Raw genomic sequence first — 22,166 nt, 5'->3', positions numbered from 1 at the left:
TTTTAATTTAAATGGTTGGTTCTACAGGGATATTACTGTCTTCACACGCATGTAGAAAACAATGTGTAGACAATTGATCAGTGCTATAAATCATCGCCATCAGCTCATCAGGCAAATGCATACTCAACATAAATCCAAATACTTTGGCCAAATGCTGCGTATGTCCAAAGCTTTGTTTGGTATGAATGAAGTGATGCAATTCAATCCCACTTCGATCGAAAATTTGGTTAAGTTTTTTCATGGTTTGAATGTCTGTAATATCATCGAGCATCAGCACAAAAGGCTGAATATCTTTAAATTGTTCTAATTGCTTCATCGGTGGGGATTCAAAATGATTGGCAAGATTGGCCTCGTTTAGTGCAATCTTGAGTTGTTTTAAGGGTTTGATATCAAGTAATGGTAAAGAAGATGATGCTAAGCACCAACTAGAGGCATATTCAGCAGGCAAGTAATGGTCGGTTAACCATGTTTTTTCATCAAGCAGTTCTTGGTCAATTTCAGAATCTACATTCAGGATGAACGTGATTTCCTCTGACTGCTGAGAAATTTGCTCCAATAACAGCATCCAATCTTTATAGGCTGTTTCTTGACTGAAATAATGGTGCTCAAGATGAATTTGCTGCGTAATCACGCCTAATGAACTTAAATAATCCTGTACGACGCCACTGCTTTGTTCTTCATTCCAAGCATGTAACATCGATTCAGGCAGCAGCATATGTATATTGATACGGTTTAATTTAGCAACCTGCTGCACATCAGGTTGTTCCTCTGGTTCATTGCTATCATATTCACTCGTAGGATCAATCCATGCCGGATGCATACGATATTCATAGGCCAATTCACTGTCATAAAATAAAGCCGATTGCTTTAAATGCTGCGAGACTTGCCACAATGTTTCTGCATGTTGCTCTAGTTGATGCTCGATCAGAGCTTGAATTCGCAGATGGCGCGGATGATCAACGACTTCACCATCGTCCTGATTTGTAATGACATGATCTAGTGCATGTATGCGATAAGACAGCATCGGTAAGCCATAGGCATTTTGTAATTGCGTATCGAGCTCTGGGCTTTTATATTTTTTAATCTCGTCAAGAATCTCGTCATTTTCCCCAAAAGCACTATATGCAGACGAGGAATAAATATTCAGGTTCAACCACTGAACTTCAACAGCTTCAGCCTGTTGGTTGTCATCATCCTGATGCTGCTCTACTTGCGCTTGTTTTTGTTGCTCTTTGCGCTTTTGGTGGGCTTTAATGGCATGATAAATAAATACAGGAGACCATAAAATCACACACAGAATCAGTGGAAATAGAAGCAAATAATTGAGCAGGTCTGCCCCAGTTGGGTCATATTGAATATCTCGCCAATAAAAAATGACGATTCCTGCAACAAGCAACAACAAGCTGCTCAAAGTACCAATAAAGAGCTTAAGCATGCCCTATCCCCATCAATGTATAACAGGTTTCATGATTGTGTTCAGTTGGCATCGGCATTAAAAAAGCGCCTTGTGATAAACCAATGGTCATCGTTGAACTCAGCTGAATCGGTTGAATATCCTCTTTCCTCAGGATGATTCTTAAATCCACCCCAAGCGTTGGACTGAGCCAGCTTGCAAGTAATCGTTTAAGTTTTATACTCTCAGCTTGATCGGGTAAAAATTTTAAATACTCGGTGTATGAGACGGGGCCAACTTCTATTTCAATTTTTCCATCTATTTGACGGATATTTTCTCCACAAAAGGTATTAATGCCCAATTGATTATTACCACCCAGTGTGCTTCTTTGTTCAGGGGACAAATGAAAGACCTCTTCAACAAATTCTTTAATCTTAAAGGGTTGCTTAAACACACAACTCAGCATGGTTTTTAGCGCATGTGATGTATTATTTTGCCCCTGCATTAATCCAGCGAATTCAGCAAAATAATGATCTAAATCCTGCTGCTCATGTTGAACACTCACATAGCCATTTAGTGCATGCAAAATATCGAGGTAATGGTTTTCTTGCTCAATCTCATAGCGAATCGGTAAATGGTAAGCTAAAGATGCATCCACATATTGCGCAGTGAGCTTGTGATTAAATAAACCTAAAAAATGAAGTGTTTCATTCCGTTGTATACGCGCACTTTGTTTAATTTTATTGGTATAGCTATACGGTAAGGTGCCCTGAATCCCAGTTAAACCAATCATTAAGTTGGTTAAGTGAATTTTTTCTTCGTCAAGGGTCAAACTCTCAATTTCTGCATTCGGAAAATTAAGATTCAGTGAACTATGAAACTTAAATTGCTTTGCCCAATCCCCTTCTTTTTGAGCATGGGGAGCCTCCGCATGACGTAGTAATCGCGTGGCCTGAATAAATTCAAAAGCGTTCGGTTGTTCAACCAGTACATCAACTATAGAAGTGTCTTGCCACCAACGTTCTGCACGCATTGGTATAACTCCTGTTGAGATTGAGCATCTGAAATAACAACATCGACAAAACTGTTCATCTGGACTTTTAGATTAAAGACATGCGACAACAACTGACTAAAAATATACAGGCTATGTCCTCGAAACACTTTCGAATCAATCCCTAGATTTACTTTCAACCCTCGTATAAAGAGTGGGAATGGTTTTGCATCCACCATCTTTTGCTTTAATTCAAAACTAACCGACTGAATCGCATTAATAATAAGGTGGTTTTCTTTGAGCTGAGGCAGGTTATACAGTTCAAGCAATTCCTGAATATGGCTTAAAGCATCGCCCTTGGTGAGAGATAAAGTATTTAATGATAAATGCGAAATGATCCGCCATTGCTCTTTTTTATTTTGTTCAAAGTAATAGGGTTTATTCGGTCTTTTTAAAACCACAGCTCGCCGTGCCAGACTACTATCATTCAAATTTAATATATTGTTGGCTTGGCTCAATGCCTCATGGGGTAAATCACGATTGGAGCATAATAATTGCGTACTGATAAAATCAGATTTGGTTGTTTCAGGCGATAAATGTTTTGAAATAATACTATAACCTGTTTCAACATATTTATTTTGTAGCTGTGCCGAATTCAAACTATAAAAAAACTGAGTCTCATCCTTTTGATAATGACTCATCGCAAAGAATGGATAAATGTCAAAAGTAGTTTGATCTTTATTCGACTTTTCACGAATCATTTGCATTTTAGTAATCGAATAAGTTTGATAAAACTCAGGATGATGAGCATCGGTAATTAAAGGATATTCGAGTTGTTGATGATTAATTTTTTGAGGTTCAGCCTGTTTTTTAAATAAATTGATAACTGGTACCACATATAATTTAAAGTTTGCGACATTCAACTCAGAATAATTTCGAATATTGACCTGATCATTTAAATTCAGTTTAAGATGAATCAAAATTTCAAACTGATTTTGCTCTTTTTCTAAATATTTTAACAAACCTAAGTTCATATTGAGAAAGTTAAATTTTTCAGAAAAACAGAAATATTCCATCAACAGCCGGTATGCATGATGTGTATGTTGATCCAAGGGCAACAGACTTTCAGTTTCAGCAAAACCCATGATACTAAACGGATTTGGGATGTCGATGACGCGATGACCAAACTTTAATGAAAATCCTGTACCCGACTGGAACACAGCATCCAAAACTTGTAGTGGAAAATTGGATATCGCATCCAAATAAATAGGCAAGTTTTCTTTTTCTACGGCTAAAAAGAAACGACATCCTGCTAAAAATAAAGCGAATCAAGTTTAATAGAATATAGAGTGTAAAATTATGAGCTTAGAAATCGAGCCTTTATTGTCTCCTATCTCAAGCGATCAACCATGTGGACAAGACTTGTCTTTTTCCAATGAATTCCACGCTATCAAAATTGCAAAAACTCAGGATGATCCACTACTCGATCAAGGCGACTGGGTCGCTGAACCCAAGCAAGCAGACTGGCATTTCGTTGAACAAAAATCTATCGAACTTCTCACGGAAAAATCGAAGGATTTACGCTTATTGGGCTGGGTACTTGAAGCGTGGTCAAATTTATACGGATTCGAAGGCACCGCAAAAGCCCTAGAGCTTATGCACCGGACGCTAAATGAGTATTGGATACAACTTCATCCTGAAATTGAAGAAGAAGATTTAGATCAACGTCTAGGTTTATTACAAGGTTCAATTAATCATTTGATTCCACTGATTAAACAAGTCGCTATCGTGAATGTTCCTTCATTTTCACTCAGTGATTATGAAGCCTTATTGAGACAAAAAAACCATTTGTTGAAACAAGTCGAAAGTTATACGGATGATGCCAATAGCTCTCAGATTTTGGAACAATTTGAGCAGAGCTTGTTCAATACATCAAAATCATTTCAATATCAGAACTATCAACATTTTTCGGCGATTCTGGCTGAATGGTCAATTTTGAAAAGTGTATTAGATACCTTAATAGGCTTAGATGCACCAAGCTTTGCTGCGATTGATACTCAGCTTGAAAACATCCACACCAGTTTAAAAAAGCTCTACAAAACCGATGTTTTTACTCAGCCTGTAATGGCGACACAAACGTCTGAGTCTTCTGCTGCCGCAACGATAACAACACAGGCACTTTCATTTACTCAGCACAAAGAACAAGAGATTGACATGAACACCGTCCATCCATCCAAAGGCTTTCAGGTTCAACCGCAAAATCACTTAGCAAACCGTGAACAAGCCATGCGGGTATTACAAGAAATTTCTGACTATTTCCAAGCCAATGAACCGCATAGTCCCGTAAGCTATATGTTACAGAAAACCATCAAGTGGAGTCAGATGCCACTACATGAGTGGTTAAATCAAGTCATTAAAAACGAAAATCCACTGCATAACGTCCAAGAACTACTGGGCGTGCAACAAGCAAATGAATCAAACGATTGGTAATCTAAATGTTTAAAGCAGAAAAAATACTTTGGGGTGAAGGTCTATTTTTACGTCCTCAACATTTTCAATTACAAGATGCGTATCATGAACAACGTCTGAATCATACCATTCGTTCCACAATTCCATTTGCCTATGGCATTCAAAATATTCAATTTGATGAAGCCCAGTTACACACACATATCTTGGCACTCGAAAGTATTAGTATGATTTGGCAAGATGGCGAAATCTATCAGGCGCCGGCACGTGATTTATTGCCAGAGCCAGTGTTATTAGATGAACTGAATTTACGTGGCGAAATCTTGGTTTATTTGGCTTTGCCGATTGTACAAGCCAATAAGAAAAATGTGACCGCTGAAAATAGTGCACAGTTCGGTCGCTATCATTCTTATCTAACCTCAACTCATGATTTATTTACAGATGCAACTGCAGCAGATATCACCTTATTGCGCCGCCGTGCAGAGTTTCGCTTGTTAGAGGTCAACGCAGAACCGAATCAAGAGCTTGATGGCTTTTTGTATTTAGCTTTAGCAAAAATTAAACGTCAAAGCTCAGGTCAATTTGAATTTGATCGTCATTTTATTCCGCCTATCTTGCATATTGAATCTTCTGAAAATCTTATCTCGAGTTTGAAACGCAGTTTAAATGTTATCAAAGCGAAAATTAAAACCATTCAAAGTAATAATCGAGAAAACGAGCAAAAACTGATTGAATTTCGCTCTGGCGACATTGTGTCATTTTGGCTGGTTAATGCACTCAACACAGCACACGCGACGTTGAATCATTTATTGCAATACCCGCATATCCATCCAGAGCGGCTATTCTTTGAATTATTACGTTTGACTGGCTCATTGCTGACTTTTTCAACGGCTCATGAGGTTGATCATTTACCTCGCTACCAACATCATAATTTACAAGAAAGTTTTAGTCAGCTCGATGTCATTCTACGTGAGTTATTAGATACGATTATTTCAAACCGCTACATCAGTATCCAACTCAAAGAAACACGACCATCCTATTGGTTAGGCAGTTTAGAGTCAGATAAAATCACCCGAGATTCAAGACTTTACTTGGCTGTTTCAAGCAGCATGATGCAAAGCCACGAACTGATTCAATTGGTTCCATTGCGCTTTAAAGTGGGCAATACCGTAGATGTGGAACAACGCGTCATCGCCGCACTCCCTGCAGTTCCTTTACATCATTTAATGCAAGTTCCAACCGCTATTCCAGTGCGATCTGGTGTGAGTTACTTTGAAATTGAACCAAATAATGACTTATACCAACGCATGTTGGATGCCGAGTCGATTTGTATTTATATTCCGGCAGGTTTCCAAGATATTGCTGTTGAATTGATTGCTGTGATGAATGGCTAAGGAAATGAATCATGAATAATGCCCCTTCACTTTTTGATGATGGACAAATTGGAACTGGTTCAATTACTCAGCCCATGACCGCCAAAGTCACCAGTACAACCAACTTGGTTGACTTACTCCATGACGGGTTTTATATTGTATTTTTATTAAAAAACAAATATATACCGAGTAGTTCGACTGAATTTCGTGAAAAAATTCTTGTCCTACTCAACCGTTTTGAAAACCAAGCTCGAAAATTACAATTTTCATCAGATGACATTCAAGATGCTAAATATGCTTACTGTGCATTATTAGATGAAACCATTGTGACTCAGCAAGATGCACAATTTTTCGAGCTACAAAATAGTTGGTTAATCAGTCCCTTACAGCTTAGTTTATTTGGCTCGCAACTTGCGGGTTATCGTTTTTTTGAAATTTTAGAAGAGTTACGCCGTAAAGGAAATAGTCGATTAGCCGCACTTGAAGTTTATCATTACTGCATGCTCCTGGGTTTTCATGGTAGATATCGCATTGAATCTATAGAAAATTTAAACCATTTGGTCGCACGTGTGGGCGATGAAATTGACTATTTGAAAGGAAAAAAGGCTGCCTTTTCTCCTTTTGCATCGCTCCCCGATCAAATTAAACACATGATTCACCGTGAGCTTCCTTTTTACTGGATTTTACTTTTTCTAATCCTATTCGCGCTCTTATCCTTTGCAGGCTTGCGCTATATGTTATCAAAGCAAAGTACGAATTCTTTGGCCACATATGAAAATGTCATTTCTACGCCAACAGAACAGGCACATATTACTATTCATTTACCCTAAGAACTAACTCCATGGCTCATGAAAAACGGACTTCAGTCAAAATTTTGACGTCTACAAAAAAGAAAAATATTTCACCTATGCTCTATGCGTTTGGTGGTTTTTTGAGTGGTGTCGTATTGATGGCCACTCTTGGTTTTACTTACTTTTTTACACAACAAAAAAATGATTCAATACAGGTTAGTCAAAATTCTAGCGTCGATGTCTCTGAACCCTCAGTCGATAATGAAGCCCCGACGCGGGAACCCGAAGCTATTTTTGAAGCAACTAAAGTCATCCCTTCTAAAAGTGTTCAACCTTCAAATGTAACTGAGCCGCTTTCTGATTTTCCCCAACCCAAAGAAGATGAATTAAGCAGAGCTTTTCTTCGTCCAGCTGAAACAGTTGCTGCCCCATCGATGAAGAGTGCTAGTCCTCAGCCCTTATCAAAAGAAAATAAGAAACAAAACTCGTCAACGCAAAGTTTGGCCGCACTGCAAGATAAAAATCACGACAAAGTAGCCAAAGCAGAACAGGCAGTGGAAAAATCTGAAGAATCTCCCACAGGTAGTGTACAAACCAAGATTACAACTCGTACCGCCGAAGCCCCAATGCCAGCTACTATCAGACTATGATTTATGCTCTTTTTTCGATTTTTCTAATCCTAGCGATAGGACTAGGTTTGGCACTGTCCTACGAACTCAGAGCAAAATTAGCAAGCTTTTTTGTTGGGTTAATTCCTCAAGGAAAACAAAGATTTCAATCCGCTCGTCATTTTGCACAGCATATAAATCATGCTGCTGCGCCTGAGCAATTGCAATCGCATTGGCATATTCAGCAATGGTGGATATTGATTGCGGGTCTATTTTTATTTGCTAGCATCTTAATGTTTGCTTTTACCAGCCCCGTCACACCCACTAAAATCGAAGCGGATTATTTAAGACAATCGGATCCACAAATTTATGCCTTACTTGATGGGCAAATTTTGTCGCCGCCACCAGAAATCGAAGAATCCTTAGTTGCTGCGGCCATAGTTGAAGCAAGTATGCTTGAGCAAGCGGATCTTAATAATAATTCTATTCAAGCCAGTGCTTTGAATTACGATCCAAGTATTCAGGATGTACATTCAACTCATTCACATGACAATTTAGCAACGGCTGATCGTAAGTGGCACAAAATGAACCCACGCTATAAACAACGTTTACTGATGGTATTTAAAATAATGCGTGAGCAGCATGGATATGAACTGGTTTTACTGGAAGGCTATCGTAGCCCGCAGCGTCAGAATTCTTTAGCCAGCAATAAAAATACGACTTTGGCACGTGGTTATCAGAGCTATCACCAATTTGGATTGGCGGCGGATGTCGCATTTAAGCGGGATGGAAAAGTCGTTATTTCTGAACGAGATCCATGGGCGATGCGTGGCTATCAGCTCTATGGTGAAGTTGCAGAATCTGTAGGTTTAACTTGGGGCGGGCGTTGGAAGTCGATCCAAGACTATGGCCATACTGAATATCGAATGCCGAATTTAAAGAAAACTGCGGAAATGGCTGAAAAGCTGACCTCTGAAGGACAACTTTCAGCTGCAAATTTGAGTTAATCAGGTTGAAGACTGACTCAAATATTGAGTGATGATTTGCAGAACTTGCGCAGTTTTCTCTGCATGTAACCAGTGTCCAGCATCTGCAACCGTCTGAATCTGGGCTTGAGAAAACTGCGATTGGATAGCTTCTATATATTCTGGCTTTTCTACATAAGGTGAGTTTCCACCACGTATAAACAATGCAGACTTATGCCATGTTTCTATATTTTCCCATGACAAAATTTGAGCATAGTTCTCATATAGTGCATCTACATTAAACAACCACTTCCCTTTGCTAAAAGACTTCAAGAGAAACTGAATAACCATTTCTTCTTTGAGATATTCACGCATGATTTCTATGGCTTGTTGACGTGTTTCAATATCTGCTTTTTGTACTGCAAAGAGCGCTTTAAAAATCTGCTCATGATGATTTTCTTTATAAGCAATAGGCGTAATATCCAATACCACCAGTTGATCTAGTCGATCTGCTGCGAGCTCTGTCACTTTCATCACCAGCTTTCCACCCATAGAATGCCCGATCAAAGAAAAGTGCTCGATATTGAGTTCATCTAAAGTTTCAATTAGATCAGCTGCCATGACTTCATAAGTCATAACATTGGAATGTGTAGATAACCCATGATTACGTACATCTACCTGTAATACATGGTGGCTTGAATAATACTCCCGAGCCAACATCCCTAAATTACTTAAACTGCCAAATAAACCGTGAACAAAGACCAATGTTTTTGCACGCGGCTGCTCATTTTGATGAAATTGATGATTTAGGATCATATGAAACTTACTTTATTTGATTCCTATAGATATTGAATTTTTAATGGAAATAAATCAAATGACTTTTTATATTAAGTTCAATTTTGCTTAGGCTATTTTAGGTGAGATATTTGCTTAGGCTAAATTTAAAAGCATGATGTGCATGTTTGTTTAATATCAGATTTTAAGCAAGTGAAAAGATGCCGAATGCTTTAAGTCTTGCTACTTTTCTGTTTTAAAAATAATTCAGCGGAATTTTTAAGTAAGAAATACCATTGTCTTCTGGTTGAGGGAACTTGCCTGCAAACATATTGATTTGAATTGCGGGTAATATCAATTTTGGCATACTTAACGTTGCATCACGGCGGTTTCGCATCTCGACAAAATCGGCCCTTTCCGTTGTAGTATTGATATGAATGTTTTCATGCTTTTGCGAATAAACCGATGTCTCATATTGGTATTGATCACGACTTTCGGGTAAGTAGTCATGACATAAGAACATCCGCGTTTGATCTGGCAATGTGTACAAAGTCTTCACTGAGTCAAATAAAGCCGCCGCACTCCCCTTTGGGAAATCACAACGTGCCGTTCCATAGTCAGGCATAAACAAAGTGTCCCCCACAAAAACAGCATCACCAATGACATAACTGAGACACGCAGGTGTATGCCCTGGTGTCGGAATATTATATGCTTTTATGTTGCCTATCAAAAATGTCTCGTAATCTGCAAAAAGATAATCAAATGACTGCTTGGCATTTAAACTCTTAATATCTAAGTGATAAATCTCACCAAAAGTTTGTTGTACTATCTCGATCTTATGACTAATCGCAATTTTTCCACCTAGTTTTTGCTTTAAATACTGTGCAGCACTTAAATGATCTGCATGCACATGTGTTTCTAAAATCCAGTCTATGCTTAGGCTATTTTCCTGAATATAAGCAATAATTAAATCGGCCTGCTCTGTTTTGGTCGTTGCCGATGCTGCATCATAGTCCAACACACTATCAATCACGGCGCAGCGCTGAGTGTCGGGATCACTCACCACATAACTAAACGTGTTGCTCGCTGTATCAAAAAATGCTTTTACTTGAGCAATTTGCTTCATGGCATTCTCTCCATCACTTTACGATGTAGCAGTACACCGACGAACATCGCAATTATAAAATAGATCGCTTGAAAATAACCTAGTCCAATCAAAGTAAAGCTCGGCGCAGGACAAATTCCCGCAATTCCCCAGCCTATACCAAATAGCAGACTTCCGAAGATCAGTTTTCTGTCGATTTTCGTATTTTTAGGAAGTTGTATGGCTTCACCATAAACCGTTTTTGGATGTGGCTGACGTACAGCTTTTTGAAAAGGAATAAATGCAACCGCAATTGCACCCATCATCACAAAAGCTAAACTGGCATCCCACTGCCCGAAAATATCTAAAAAGCCAATCACCTTCGCAGGATCCGACATTCCTGAAAGCATGAGACCAATTGAAAATAGTCCACCCCAAATGAATGCCCAAACATTTTTCATTTTAGATTGCTCCAAGCATATGACGGACAACATACACAGTAATAAAGCCTGCGAACAAAAAACTCATTGTAGCGATGATTGAACGTTTGGATAAGCGACTGATACCACAAATACCATGCCCGCTGGTACAACCAGAGCCTAAGCGAGTTCCAAAGCCTACCAATACGCCCGCAATAATTAACATGAAAGGTGTAGCCTCAATATGGATTTCTGGCTGAACAAAAGCTGCGTATATAAACGGAACAATGAACAGGCCCAATAAAAACCACAGTGCAGGCGTATTTATGATCCCTTTTAAGTTTAAAACTTGAGAGACCAGACCACTGATTCCTGCAATTCGTCCATTGGTATATAAATATCCAACGGCTGAGATGCCGAGTAATATTCCACCTATAAAAGACCACGCAAAATCATGCATTGGTAAGCACCTTAAAACAATATATATTTTTATAATATATTTAATTAAAAAATAATCAAGCACCCTTTGTATCTATCGATGCTATGCACGTCTATGACCACTGTTTACGGGCCCTTTCATCTAGCTTTAGATATTTGAATGGCACTACCCGTCCGTTCTCGAAGCTTTTAGTCTTTTAGATAACACCTTAAAGCATTTCTTTTACATAGTTATTCTTCACAATCATGCAAAAATCTTGAATATATCCCCGAGAGATTTTGTATTCAGCCCTTTTTTAGATTAGAAATACTTAACTTCTCTCGCTTTATTTCATGATAGTTTTCATTTAAAGAAACTGAATACAGTTAGAGGTACATCTCTACATCATGATCATTATTCTGGGTTTATGAAACACATTCGCGACTTTTGAATATTTTTTTATGCGGGCAGACACATGAAAAAGGATAAAATAATCTGCTCTTTTTCTGAGCAGTTTATTGGAATTCTGATAGTACGCGTTCTGCAAACCATCTTGGGAGCTTAGACACGGCGGCATTCATTTTTAAGGTTTCAGCTGCTTCTATTTCTGCAAGAAAAGACGCTTGTATACCGTCAGAAGAGTTATCAAACAAGTAGGCTCGATCACAGCACTCTATGGCTTGCATGAGCAGATCCATACTACGGTAGTAACGTTCAATAATTTTCTGCTCAGGAACAGGATGACCACCCACACTGACGCGATACTTGACCCGAGCAATATTGATTTGTGGGTCTACTGTTGAGACATAATATAGATAGGTTTTATAACCCTGACGTTTCGCTTCTCGGAGAAACTCAACTTTAGAGATATGTGACATGACCGTCTCAAAAGTAAAACTGACTTTTACGCGCAGAAACTCAAGCCGGATATAGTCAATAATGCGTGCACAGAGATAAGAATCAATTTCTTCGGTTTTAAACTCGATCTTCCATTCATCTAGCACAATTGGTTCATGCGCAAGTAAGGCCACGAACTGTCCCCCTTGAGGACGCTTCTTACTTTTTAGAAAAGTGACCAACTCTGAAGCTTTTAAGGAAGGATGATAATGCAATAAATCAATGCGTTGACTCTGTCTTAAGTTTTTTTCCAGTTCATCTGCATTTAAATATGCCCCAATATGTTGGGGCAAGAGGTAATCTTTAACAGTGCTTTTACCAGAACCATTTGGCCCTGCAAACATTCTTATTCTAGGTTGTCGAGGTGGCATATCAATCTATACGGTTGCGTGTTTCTTTTTACGTGTCAGTGTCGGTAAAACGCCTACATCGACATAAGCATGACTTAAGTCTTGTAAAACAGTTTCATTGCCATGAATATCGCGTTCAACCAACTGCTCTGCTTTTGCATAAACTACAGATGAACGAGTGGTTGCTTTTTGAAAAGCATCATGAAAAGCATGAATGGCAAGTTTAGGAATCATATCATCCTCATATTTGCCTACTTTAATGTCGGTATAAGCTGCCATACACCAACTCCTACTCAAACGATGGTTGATTTTTATTTATCTTAACACAATCGAGGACATTGTCTATTTATACAGCATCCTGAAACAATAAATTAGATCTTAATATCTACACTAATTTCATACTGTCTTATTGGGTTACTTTACTTTTTAATCGTTTCGTATCTTCAACTTTTAAAGTTTTAGCCGTTGGGCAGAAGGCACTTTCATTCATCCCTGCATCGGTCAGGCTTTTTTCTTGCTGATCAAGATAACGGTTGGCCACCATCAGCATCACTGAAGCGGTACTTAACTCAATATTGGCTTTAGATAGCGCAGCAATTTGATGATATGCATCCATACGCTGACAAAATGCGGTTTTCATTTCTGTTGCTGTCGCTGGATTATCTTTTGCATCTAAAACGGTTTTAGTTGAATTCACAGTTGCTGTATATTCAGCCATCTTCTGATCATACTGTGCCTGAGTTAGCTTCGTTGTTTCTGCATAACTCAGGGTTGATAGAAATGATGATAAAAATAACGAAAGGCTAAGCAACGTCCATGTTTGTTTTTTCATGTATTAAGACTCATCGCCTTCTTTCCATACGTCTTCATAGTCATCGCCATCAATCATAAAACGATAACCTTCACTTAAAGCCAAATATGGAAGTACATCAGGCAAGATATCTTGTAATTCACGTACAGTCATGGTTGTAAAAAAGTCTTGTCCTTCACCCAATTCACCACCATAAATAAACCAAGCGACATTCTCTTCAGTTTCTGGCTTTTTACGTAAACCGACAATGGGTTCTTGATTCAAAGTATGCACAGCAACAGCAACGACATCATCACCTTTTACTTCAACATAAGCCGAGTCAAATTCTTCACACAGTAGTTTTTGTTCTGCAATCAATTCATTCAATGCAGATTGTTGTGACTTTTGTGCCATGCGATGCTGCCCCTTTTGAGCGTCAATCTATCGATAGCGCATTTTAAAACATATTTAGGTCAAAGGCTGTTTTTATTTAAACAATTAGCACATAGGTGAACACTCAATATCACTACAAATGTGGCATTCATTTTGCTTAACAGTATTACGTTTTATAAAAAAAGTAATATCGGGGCTAAGCAACTATGGGTTATGTCGCACGAGAACTCAGTCCTCAAAGCAAAATATTGCTGGGCTTTGGATCATTTCTAATACCAATCCTCATTTGGTGTGCTGTGAGTTATTTGCCCTTTATTTGGCATCCTCAAGTACAAATTACCAACTCTGGCAGTGTCTCTTTTTTACAAGTCGGTAGCCGTGTAGACAAAAATGTGTTCTATGCCGAAGCGCAAAATGCCGTCAATAAAGGCACTGAACCGCCACAAGGTAATTTGGTCAATCCCATTTATTTACCAGCACCTCATCAAGTTGCGACAGCCTTAGTGACAGCATTTACTACACCACCAGCTCAAGCCGATGCACCATGGTTTCATCAAAGTCTTTGGCACAGTATCAAAATTGTATTCAGTGCTTTCTTTATTGCATCACTCGTTGGTATTCCATTGGGGATTTTATGTGGTTTTTCCAACAAAATTTCCCAGCTCACTGAACCCTTTGTTGAGTTCTTTCGCTACTTACCTGCGCCTGCCTTTGGTGCACTGGCTGTTGCCATATTAGGCATTAATGATGCACCAAAAATTGCCATCATCGTGATTGGAACACTGTTTCAGCAAATTCTGATTATTGCCAATACTACGCGTATGGTTGACCGCGGGCTGATTGAAGCGGGTTATACCCTAGGGACGAATAAAGCAAAAAGTCTGTTTCACGTGGTCATTCCAGCGGCGTTACCCGATATTTACCGTGATTTACGTGTTTTGCTGGGCTGGGCGTGGACCTACTTGATTGTCTCTGAGTTGATTGGCACCACCACAGGGATCACTTGGTTTATTACCCAGCAAGCACGCTACCAGAACTTTGACAATGTCTATGCTGCGATTTTGATTATTGGCGTGATTGGCTTGGTCTGTGATGTGATTTTAATGAAACTCGGACAACATCTGTTTAAATGGAAAGCGGGAGCAAAATAATGATAACCACAGATATAAGAACGACGGAGTTCAATTCTCGTCAATATTTTGATCACATTTATCAACGTCCTGTCATTTTAGAGGCCAAACAACTTAGTCAAGTTTTTCAGCATAGTAAAAACACACGCACGATTTTAAATCAGCTCGATTTGAAAATTCATAAGCGGGAGTTTATTTGTGTGATTGGCCCGTCTGGTTGCGGAAAATCGACCTTTAGTCGTGTTGTTGCGGGTCTAGACCCATATAGCAGTGGCGAATTGCTAGTAGACGGACAGCCCATTTTAGGCCCTAGTCCAGAGCGAGGCATGGTGTTTCAAGGCTATACCTTATTTCCTTGGAAATCGGTTAAAGAAAATGTGATGTTTGGTCCACTGATGAAAGGTGCAAGTCATGCCTCAGCCGAAGCGGCTGCACGAGAATGGATCAATATTATTGGCTTAGAGAAGTATGAAAACCAATATCCGCATCAACTGTCTGGCGGGATGAAGCAACGTGTTGCGATTGCCCGTGCTTTAGTCAATGAACCGAAAATTTTACTGATGGATGAACCTTTCGGTGCGCTTGACCCGCATACCCGTCAGAAAATGCAAAAACACCTAATGGACTTATGGCAAAACATTGATATCACCATCATTTTTGTAACCCATGATATGGATGAGGCTATTTTACTGGCTGATCGTATCGTAGCACTGAAAGCCAATCCTGGGGAAATTAAAGAAATTATTGAAGTAGATTTACCCCGTCCACGAAACACTGAACTGATGTCCAGCCCTGCTTTTAAGCAACTTCGAGAACGGGTCGATTTCTTAGTACATGCACAAGAAGAAGAACTCGATCCAGCACTGGAAGATTTACCCAAAATTCCACGTATGACCCAAGTTAGTACGCATAAATAACTCATTGATCTAGCCTGAGGGACGACCCTTAGGTTTTATGCACTGTTGGACGGCCAACGCGAGGATTTTACCATGCAAGATAAATATGTCCTTCCATTGGTGGATATCAGCCTTTTAAATAGCCCAAATCTAGATGACCATATGCAAGTTGCTCAAGCGCTTGATCAGGCCTGTAAAGAAGTTGGCTTTCTCTACCTTAGAGGTGATCAATTTCAACCTGCATTATTTGCACAGTTATGTGACATCGCGAAGCACTATTTTGCCCAAGATGACGCACTCAAAATGCAAAACTATATTGGAAAATCGGTGAATCATAGTGGCTATGTGCCTATAGGTGAGGAACAGTTTTCGAGTAACAGCTACGATTTAAAAGAATCTTATGATGTGAATTATGACTATCAAGGGTCTGCATTAAATTATCCCTTACTTGGCCCAACGCAATGGCCAGATGATCCCGCATTTAAACGCCATGTCTCACAGTACTATCAGCACTTAAAAGCGATTGGTCATCAACTATTTCGCTGTTTTGCGCTGGCTTTAGAGCAAAAAGAAGACTTTTTTGATGTGCATATTCAACATGCACCCAGCCAGTTACGCCTCATTCACTATCCATATAACCCTCAAGCGACAGATGCAGAAGGCATCGGGGCACATACCGACTATGAGTGCTTTACTTTATTACTACCCACAGCGCCCGGTTTACAAGTCCTCACTAAACAAGGCGAATGGATTGATATTCCTCTACTTGAAAATACTTTGGTGATGAACATAGGTGACATGATGGAAATATTGTCCAATGGTAAATATTTAGCCACCAAGCATCGGGTTAAAAAAGTCCAACAAGAACGCTATTCCTTCCCTTTATTTTTTTCTTGTGACTATGACTATGTCATCCAACCGATTAATACAAATGAGCCACCTAAATATGCGCCACTGGCAGGTGGAGAACATTTGTTTAATCAAACGGCTCAAACCTTTCATTATTTAAAACAGCGTGTAGCCAGTGGTGAGTTGGCCTTAAAGAATGCCGTTCCACTTTATTCTTTTGGTCTGACTGAGTCAAACATGGAGTACACACCATGAATTTATTTGAAACTTTAAGTCAACTAAAACCCATCACAGCTGCTTCAGGTAGTGTGCCAACCTATTTAATGGGCGCATTTCGACGTAAAAGTATTAGCTTTTACAATGGCCTGACCGATGAAAATACGATTGTGTATTGGTTTCAGTCCAAGAGTTTCACCATTGACCTACGTCTTAAATCAGTAACAGATACACCTATCGTAGAGCGTCAAGCATGGGTCGGTTATACGCATTGGGATGCACAAAATGCATCACTGTCATGGGAGCTAAGTAGTAATTATCAGAACCATACCCAGTGGCCTGAGCCAGCAACTCTACATACTATTGGCAATTGTATTTTGGAGTTTTCACCCAGTAATGCCTATGTTGAAGACTGGCGTCAACAAGCCAGTACGGGTTTATTTTTAGGACTACACTTAGTCAAAGCTGTACATGTTGCCACGCAACAAGAAATTTCGCTCGATGGCGGTCTCATCATGTGCGGTGAGCATATGGCATATGCACAGTCACGTTTACCCCATATTCAACAGAATGTAGACGCATTAGGGGTTCTTTCTTATGTGGAGCAAAGTCCTTCTGACTTAAATCAAATTGAAAGCTATGAAGTATCAGTTTCAACTCAGGATCAACTCATTCAATATTCAAGCTGCACCCAAATGACTCAACAACAACTCATTCTAGATGGTTTTGAAGTCGTTGATACTAAAACCCTTATACAGCGTAAATTGATCGGTGGCGAAGCATATCAGCTGGTGTTCGTCGTGGATGTGTATGAACCTGAATACACTTTTCAAAATATAACATCGACCACGGCGGACAGTCAGCATTGGCTGAAACAAGAACAACATCACCTCATGCATCATGCAACTGTGGTTGCGTAAGGGAACTTTAATAAGCTATGGCTTTTCTCTATTTATTGATTGCCGTGATTGCAGAAGTCCTCGCGACTTCTGCATTAAAAGCGACCAATGGTTTCACTGCACCTTTACCTATTGTTTTAACTATTATTGGTTATGCAATTGCGCTCTTTTTCTTAGGTCTAACGTTTAAATCCATCCCTATGGGGCTAGCTTACGCACTGTGGTCAGGTGCAGGCATTATCCTGATCTCTACAGTCGGTTGGATTTACTTTAAACAGCAGCTCGACTTTGCGGCGGTTGTTGGTTTAAGTTTTATGATTATCGGCATCGTGATTATTCATGTGTTTTCTAAAAGTACACATTTATAAATACATGCCTTAAAATCTAATCTGTATTTAACATTAGATCTTTCTTTGCTTTTTAAACACACTCACACAAAAAAGCCCAAGTTAACTTGGGCTTTTAGTTTCTACGAAGTCCTATTTTAACTCTTCAATCAAAGCTGGGTAAATTGCACCATCAACATCCATTTCTGTTTTATAAATGCCATTTTCAACGTTGAATTTGTTTACGTGGTAGCTTGAGCCATAAATCGAGTCAAAACCTGAACCTTTCTTAAAGACGGTTTTATTGGCTGCCAAATCGAGTAAATGCGTCCCGCCAATAAATTGTTCATATTGTTTCGGATCGACTCCAACACGGTTAGACATAATTTTCACGGCATCTTCATGTGTTGCAGGGTCATTAATATATTTGACTGTTTTATCCCACACTTGAATCATCTTTTTCCAATCTTCTTTATTGGCAGAAAGATGGCTCATATTCACAGTCAGAGTGTCATAAATTAAACCAGGCTTATCTTTAGAACTATAAATAATTTTAGACCCTGCAACAGACTTCAACGCTTGATTGGCTACAGGTTGCCAGACCGCAATTGCAGCAATATCTGGACTTGCAAAAACTTGTGGAAGCTCATTGGTCATAGAATTGACCAATTTAATATCACTGGTCTTAATTTTTGCATCTGTCAGTGCTGTACTTAGCAATAGATGGTCAACCAAGCCTTTTTCAGTAGCAATACTTTTGCCTTTTAAATCAGCAATGCTGTTAATTCCATCTTTTGCGATAATCACGTCATTACCTGCGGAATAGTCTGTCGCCATAATCATGACACCTTGAGTGCCCCCAGAGGCTGTGACTAGATTATCTCCATTGGTCACCAGTACTGCATCTAGCTGATTGGCTGCAAAAGCAGAAAGTGATGATGAATAATCAAACCATTTAAATTCAACATTCAGCCCCGCTTCTTTGAGCCAACCTTTTTCAATTGCCACCTGCCATGCAACAAAACCCGGCCAATCACTATAGCCAATCGTGATGGTTTTGGTGCCTGTGCTCTCAGATGCACTGTTTTTTGTTTCAGGAATTTTGGCGGTGTTATCACAACCCGCCAATAAAATAGTCGAAACAATAGAGACTGACAAAAACGCTTTTTTAATCATGATGCAATTTTCCCGATGCTGTAAATGTTTAAACTTGCTATGTATGGAGTGAGCCATTGAGGACGGTGAACATGGTCAAGCTTTCAATGCTCACTGTTCTTCGTTTTGTGGAATCGGCGGCATCACCGCATCCATCAGTTCCAAATGCCCTTTGATCACACCTTTCAAAGCAATGAATTGCTGGCTCAGCGCTTTTAACTCTGTAGTTAAGCCCTGCAAAATCATCACTTCTAGAATTTTTTGCTCATCTAACTGAATATGCAGTGAACTCACCACTTGTTCTAAAAACTGCTGCTGTAAGTCCAGCAATTGGACTCTAAGTGGCGTAACACTGGCGTCATAGAGCAAGGTAAATGTCCCCACCATCACGGCGTTACGTTGCTCCTGATCCGCAATCAGATGTTTATTGATCATGTCGACAATTGCTTGAGAACGGCTTTCATAGTGCTGATCAACAATTTTCTGATCCAATGCATCGACAGTCAGTTCAGGCACAGTGATACTGATCCGTGCCAATTTATGTTTCGGCACGTGCTTATCCTTTTTCGGATGGATCTTGCTTGATATAAATGCCCGCTCTAGCGCTTAAGATAGCAACCACGAACTGTTTAAATACGATGAAGAATGCATTTAAGTCATCTTTGAATTGTTTAGACATTTGCTGCTCCTTTCGGTATTACCAAAAAAGGTTTTTGTAATACCTAGAACTAAGCAGAATACATGCCAATTTTTTTGATTAGATTGACAGCAACAACACATTAAAAAGTTTATTTTTTGTGCAAAATTTATTTATATTTTTAAAATTGATACATCAAAGTGCATTTCGGGCTATTCAGCTTGACTTTTTATCCGTCAAAGGCCGAATGTTTACATCCCTAGAAGCAAAACACCTTATGGACATGAGCTCTTATGTCCTCGCAACTTTTAGTTTTCTCTCACTTATAAGCAAAAAAATCGCCAGATGGCGATTTTTCTTTTATTGATAAGCTTTTTGGAACTCACCCAAAATTGGAGCGGAGACGCCATCTTTATACACATATCGAGAGATAATACCTTGATCTGTATAAATATTCATTTTGATCGAATCCGTTCCTTTTAACTTACTCATCAAATTTACAGGCGCTAAAATATAATTGGTCGAACGGTCGGTGCCTAACACATGATCATGCTCTGTTGGTCCAGTGACAGCAAAAGTTTGGCTTTTTTGTCCATTGGTAAACACGACCTTTTGAATATCGTATTTATTATAAGTGCTGCTCAAATGCATTTTTAATTTAAGCAACTCTTTGTTCGATTCATTCCAGCTCACAGTAACCACTGGACAAAGCTCATTCTGCGCACAAATGAGTAAACCTGTGGTACCCACATTTTGACGACTTGGGTCTGTAGAGGTTGTCGCACAACCTGAAAGCAACATCGCCCCCAAACTCATGAGTAACCATTTTTTTGGCGATACGTTCGTTATCATTATATTTACTCCCAGAAACTTAAAAGGCTTTGAAATTCTAAAATGAAGCTTTGATTTTTCCCAGCCCCTATTTTTGACGAATCTGCACCTAAATCAAGCTTTTTCGTTCATTCAGGTTATAAATTTTAAAATTTATATTTCTTTATACAAATATGAAAGAAAAGAACCTGCTGAAAAGCTCGCTACTAACCAAGCACATGTATTCTTTCTAATATGCTCTCAATGAATACTCAACTTTGCAAGCCTATCAAAACAGATGACAGAACATGACGAAGGGAACCGACATCCTTTATACTGGTTCTAAAAGCTCACCAAAGACACAGCCGCCGATGAAATTCTTTAGTTGCGCATCCTGTCAAAACCAAGTTTTTTTTGCCAACTCACAATGTGTGAGCTGCCAAACTACACTCGGTTATATTGCATCAGAAAAAGATATGGGGAGTTTTGAACAGCATAGCCCTGTTCTTTGGTTAGCGCTAAATGAAAAATACCAGATGAAGCGTTATAAGCCTTGTTATAACTATCAGCATCATCAGGTCTGTAATTGGGTTATTCCCGCAGAGAGCAACGACATCTACTGTGAGTCTTGTGTACTCACATATACCATTCCTACTCTAGATAACCCTGATCATATCGTCTATTGGTCACGGCTCGAACATGCTAAACGGCGTTTTCTGTATTTAATGCAACGCCTGAATATTATGCCAAGGCCCAAATATAACGATGATGATCGCTACGGACTCCGTTTTAATTTTCTCATGCCTGAACCAGAGCACCCTGTGCTGACAGGACATGCTAATGGCGTCATTACACTCAATGCCAGTGAAGCAGATGTCATCTATAGGGAAACGACCCGTATTAAAATGGGTGAAAACTACCGTACGCTTTTGGGGCATTTCCGTCATGAAAGTGGTCATTATTATTTTGACCTCATTAAATCGCTACATCCTGAGCTGGTCGACGAGTTCCGTCAGTATTTTGGAGATGAGCGTCAAGATTATAACGCAGCACTACAACGTCACTATGAAGATGGCGCACCACAAAACTGGGACCAATTTTATGTCAGCTCTTATGCCAGCACACATCCTTGGGAAGACTGGGCAGAAACATGGGCACACTATTTACACATGATGGACACATTGGAAACCGCTTACTATGCAGGTTTAATCGTGCGTAATAATCGAAAAGATACGCATGACTTAAGCTTTTATGAAAATCCAATCGGCGCTCAAGATTTTGATTTACTCCTCAAACAGTGGATGACACTGACTTTTAACTTAAATGCGTTAAATCGCAGTATGGGTTTAGAAGATGCTTATCCATTTACGCTATCAGCGCCAGTCCTCGATAAATTACGATTTATACATAAACATGTTTTGGGCAAAGCCTTTGCTCGCCAAATTGCTTGAGCTGAATATAAGCGTTCTTAAGTTATGTCTAGGGACACAAAAGATCGGACCGAATCTGGATGTAACTCGTTAGAAATTGTCTTAA

The 22,166-nt window shown here is 39.3% G+C and carries 25 protein-coding genes and 1 pseudogene; 11 read left to right on the top strand and 15 right to left on the bottom strand.

Features of this window, described 5'->3' with window-relative positions; translation table 11 throughout:
* Positions 1–7: 7 nt before the first annotated feature.
* The 3 genes and pseudogenes from AC4MDD_RS08495 to tssF form a co-directional block, all read right to left on the bottom strand.
* A complete protein-coding gene (locus AC4MDD_RS08495) occupies positions 8–1,435 on the bottom strand; it encodes a hypothetical protein (RefSeq protein WP_004693090.1) in 1,428 nt (475 codons plus the stop codon).
* Positions 1,428–2,426, bottom strand: a complete 999-nt coding sequence (gene tssG, locus AC4MDD_RS08490; RefSeq protein ID WP_491882558.1) for a type VI secretion system baseplate subunit TssG — start codon at positions 2,424–2,426, stop codon at positions 1,428–1,430. The genes AC4MDD_RS08495 and tssG overlap by 8 nt, the downstream gene beginning before the upstream one ends.
* A pseudogene (gene tssF, locus AC4MDD_RS08485) lies at positions 2,390–3,664 on the bottom strand (type VI secretion system baseplate subunit TssF); the annotation flags it as partial. The gene tssG and the pseudogene tssF, both read right to left, overlap by 37 nt.
* 79 nt (positions 3,665–3,743) lie before the next feature.
* Between tssF and tssA the strand changes: the two are divergent.
* The 5 genes from tssA to AC4MDD_RS08460 are packed head-to-tail and all read left to right on the top strand — an operon-like array spanning position 3,744 to position 8,629.
* On the top strand, positions 3,744–4,874 hold the full coding sequence (gene tssA, locus AC4MDD_RS08480; protein WP_491882557.1) for a type VI secretion system protein TssA: 1,131 nt from the start codon (positions 3,744–3,746) through the stop codon (positions 4,872–4,874).
* A 5-nt stretch (positions 4,875–4,879) separates the two neighbouring features.
* Positions 4,880–6,244 (top strand): type VI secretion system baseplate subunit TssK, encoded by a 1,365-nt coding sequence (tssK, locus tag AC4MDD_RS08475; RefSeq protein WP_004693069.1) that lies wholly within the window; start codon positions 4,880–4,882, stop codon positions 6,242–6,244.
* 11 nt (positions 6,245–6,255) lie between these two features.
* Positions 6,256–7,053: a type IVB secretion system protein IcmH/DotU gene (icmH, locus tag AC4MDD_RS08470; protein ID WP_005399426.1), complete on the top strand. Its 798-nt coding sequence runs from the start codon at positions 6,256–6,258 to the stop codon at positions 7,051–7,053.
* Between the two features lie 11 nt (positions 7,054–7,064).
* Entirely contained in the window at positions 7,065–7,664 is a 600-nt protein-coding gene (locus AC4MDD_RS08465; protein WP_201951470.1) for a hypothetical protein, read from the top strand.
* Positions 7,661–8,629 carry a M15 family metallopeptidase gene (locus AC4MDD_RS08460; RefSeq protein ID WP_201951472.1) on the top strand — a complete coding sequence of 323 codons (969 nt, stop codon included), beginning with the start codon at positions 7,661–7,663 and terminating at the stop codon, positions 8,627–8,629. Before AC4MDD_RS08465 ends, AC4MDD_RS08460 begins: the two co-directional genes overlap by 4 nt.
* Here AC4MDD_RS08460 and AC4MDD_RS08455 read toward each other — a convergent pair whose 3' ends face one another.
* The 8 genes from AC4MDD_RS08455 to AC4MDD_RS08420 all read right to left on the bottom strand — a co-directional run bounded on the left by AC4MDD_RS08455 (position 8,630) and on the right by AC4MDD_RS08420 (position 13,733).
* Complete coding sequence (locus AC4MDD_RS08455) at positions 8,630–9,403, bottom strand: alpha/beta fold hydrolase (protein ID WP_201951474.1); 774 nt, start codon at positions 9,401–9,403, stop codon at positions 8,630–8,632.
* Positions 9,404–9,617: 214 nt separating this feature from the next.
* A complete protein-coding gene (locus tag AC4MDD_RS08450) occupies positions 9,618–10,487 on the bottom strand; it encodes an MBL fold metallo-hydrolase (RefSeq protein ID WP_078389287.1) in 870 nt (289 codons plus the stop codon).
* Positions 10,484–10,906, bottom strand: a complete 423-nt coding sequence (locus tag AC4MDD_RS08445) for a DUF6691 family protein (protein WP_078389286.1) — start codon at positions 10,904–10,906, stop codon at positions 10,484–10,486. The genes AC4MDD_RS08450 and AC4MDD_RS08445 overlap by 4 nt, the downstream gene beginning before the upstream one ends.
* Before the next feature lies 1 nt (position 10,907).
* The gene (locus AC4MDD_RS08440) at positions 10,908–11,324 is read right to left on the bottom strand and encodes a YeeE/YedE family protein (RefSeq protein ID WP_078389285.1); all 417 of its coding nucleotides are present in this window, start codon (positions 11,322–11,324) and stop codon (positions 10,908–10,910) included.
* Positions 11,325–11,797: 473 nt separating this feature from the next.
* Positions 11,798–12,523, bottom strand: coding sequence for an ATPase (locus AC4MDD_RS08435; RefSeq protein WP_490748070.1), 726 nt, complete (start codon positions 12,521–12,523; stop codon positions 11,798–11,800).
* Positions 12,524–12,556: 33 nt separating this feature from the next.
* Positions 12,557–12,808, bottom strand: coding sequence for a hypothetical protein (locus AC4MDD_RS08430; RefSeq protein ID WP_004693049.1), 252 nt, complete (start codon positions 12,806–12,808; stop codon positions 12,557–12,559).
* A gap of 127 nt (positions 12,809–12,935) precedes the next feature.
* Positions 12,936–13,361 carry a hypothetical protein gene (locus AC4MDD_RS08425; protein ID WP_062034896.1) on the bottom strand — a complete coding sequence of 142 codons (426 nt, stop codon included), beginning with the start codon at positions 13,359–13,361 and terminating at the stop codon, positions 12,936–12,938.
* 3 nt (positions 13,362–13,364) lie between these two features.
* Entirely contained in the window at positions 13,365–13,733 is a 369-nt protein-coding gene (locus AC4MDD_RS08420; protein WP_004693046.1) for an immunity protein Imm33 domain-containing protein, read from the bottom strand.
* Positions 13,734–13,918: 185 nt separating this feature from the next.
* Here AC4MDD_RS08420 and AC4MDD_RS08415 point away from each other — a divergent pair, with 185 nt between their 5' ends.
* From AC4MDD_RS08415 to AC4MDD_RS08395, 5 genes are all read left to right on the top strand, one after another.
* A complete protein-coding gene (locus AC4MDD_RS08415) occupies positions 13,919–14,863 on the top strand; it encodes an ABC transporter permease (protein ID WP_114837069.1) in 945 nt (314 codons plus the stop codon).
* The gene (locus AC4MDD_RS08410) at positions 14,863–15,759 is read left to right on the top strand and encodes an ABC transporter ATP-binding protein (RefSeq protein ID WP_114837068.1); all 897 of its coding nucleotides are present in this window, start codon (positions 14,863–14,865) and stop codon (positions 15,757–15,759) included. The genes AC4MDD_RS08415 and AC4MDD_RS08410 overlap by 1 nt, the downstream gene beginning before the upstream one ends.
* A 72-nt stretch (positions 15,760–15,831) precedes the next feature.
* The gene (locus AC4MDD_RS08405) at positions 15,832–16,842 is read left to right on the top strand and encodes an isopenicillin N synthase family dioxygenase (RefSeq protein ID WP_125273816.1); all 1,011 of its coding nucleotides are present in this window, start codon (positions 15,832–15,834) and stop codon (positions 16,840–16,842) included.
* Positions 16,839–17,723 carry a hypothetical protein gene (locus AC4MDD_RS08400; protein ID WP_490747666.1) on the top strand — a complete coding sequence of 295 codons (885 nt, stop codon included), beginning with the start codon at positions 16,839–16,841 and terminating at the stop codon, positions 17,721–17,723. Before AC4MDD_RS08405 ends, AC4MDD_RS08400 begins: the two co-directional genes overlap by 4 nt.
* A 17-nt stretch (positions 17,724–17,740) precedes the next feature.
* The gene (locus tag AC4MDD_RS08395) at positions 17,741–18,070 is read left to right on the top strand and encodes a DMT family transporter (protein WP_159128315.1); all 330 of its coding nucleotides are present in this window, start codon (positions 17,741–17,743) and stop codon (positions 18,068–18,070) included.
* A 111-nt stretch (positions 18,071–18,181) separates the two neighbouring features.
* Here AC4MDD_RS08395 and AC4MDD_RS08390 read toward each other — a convergent pair whose 3' ends face one another.
* The 4 genes from AC4MDD_RS08390 to AC4MDD_RS08375 all read right to left on the bottom strand — a co-directional run bounded on the left by AC4MDD_RS08390 (position 18,182) and on the right by AC4MDD_RS08375 (position 20,672).
* Positions 18,182–19,204, bottom strand: coding sequence for an ABC transporter substrate-binding protein (locus AC4MDD_RS08390; RefSeq protein ID WP_201951482.1), 1,023 nt, complete (start codon positions 19,202–19,204; stop codon positions 18,182–18,184).
* A gap of 90 nt (positions 19,205–19,294) precedes the next feature.
* Complete coding sequence (locus tag AC4MDD_RS08385) at positions 19,295–19,735, bottom strand: CopG family ribbon-helix-helix protein (protein WP_201951485.1); 441 nt, start codon at positions 19,733–19,735, stop codon at positions 19,295–19,297.
* Positions 19,736–19,739: 4 nt separating this feature from the next.
* Positions 19,740–19,862, bottom strand: a complete 123-nt coding sequence (locus tag AC4MDD_RS08380; RefSeq protein WP_260395253.1) for a hypothetical protein — start codon at positions 19,860–19,862, stop codon at positions 19,740–19,742.
* Positions 19,863–20,180: 318 nt separating this feature from the next.
* Positions 20,181–20,672 carry a hypothetical protein gene (locus AC4MDD_RS08375; protein ID WP_058869640.1) on the bottom strand — a complete coding sequence of 164 codons (492 nt, stop codon included), beginning with the start codon at positions 20,670–20,672 and terminating at the stop codon, positions 20,181–20,183.
* A gap of 329 nt (positions 20,673–21,001) precedes the next feature.
* Here AC4MDD_RS08375 and AC4MDD_RS08370 point away from each other — a divergent pair, with 329 nt between their 5' ends.
* Positions 21,002–22,081, top strand: coding sequence for a zinc-binding metallopeptidase family protein (locus AC4MDD_RS08370; protein WP_491882606.1), 1,080 nt, complete (start codon positions 21,002–21,004; stop codon positions 22,079–22,081).
* The last annotated feature ends 85 nt before the right edge of the window (positions 22,082–22,166 follow it).

Source organism: Acinetobacter sp. CAU_H_29a_1, assembly GCF_058599505.1.
The sequence above is the reverse complement of the archived record's forward strand: the minus strand, read 5'-3'. Positions and strand labels throughout refer to the sequence as shown.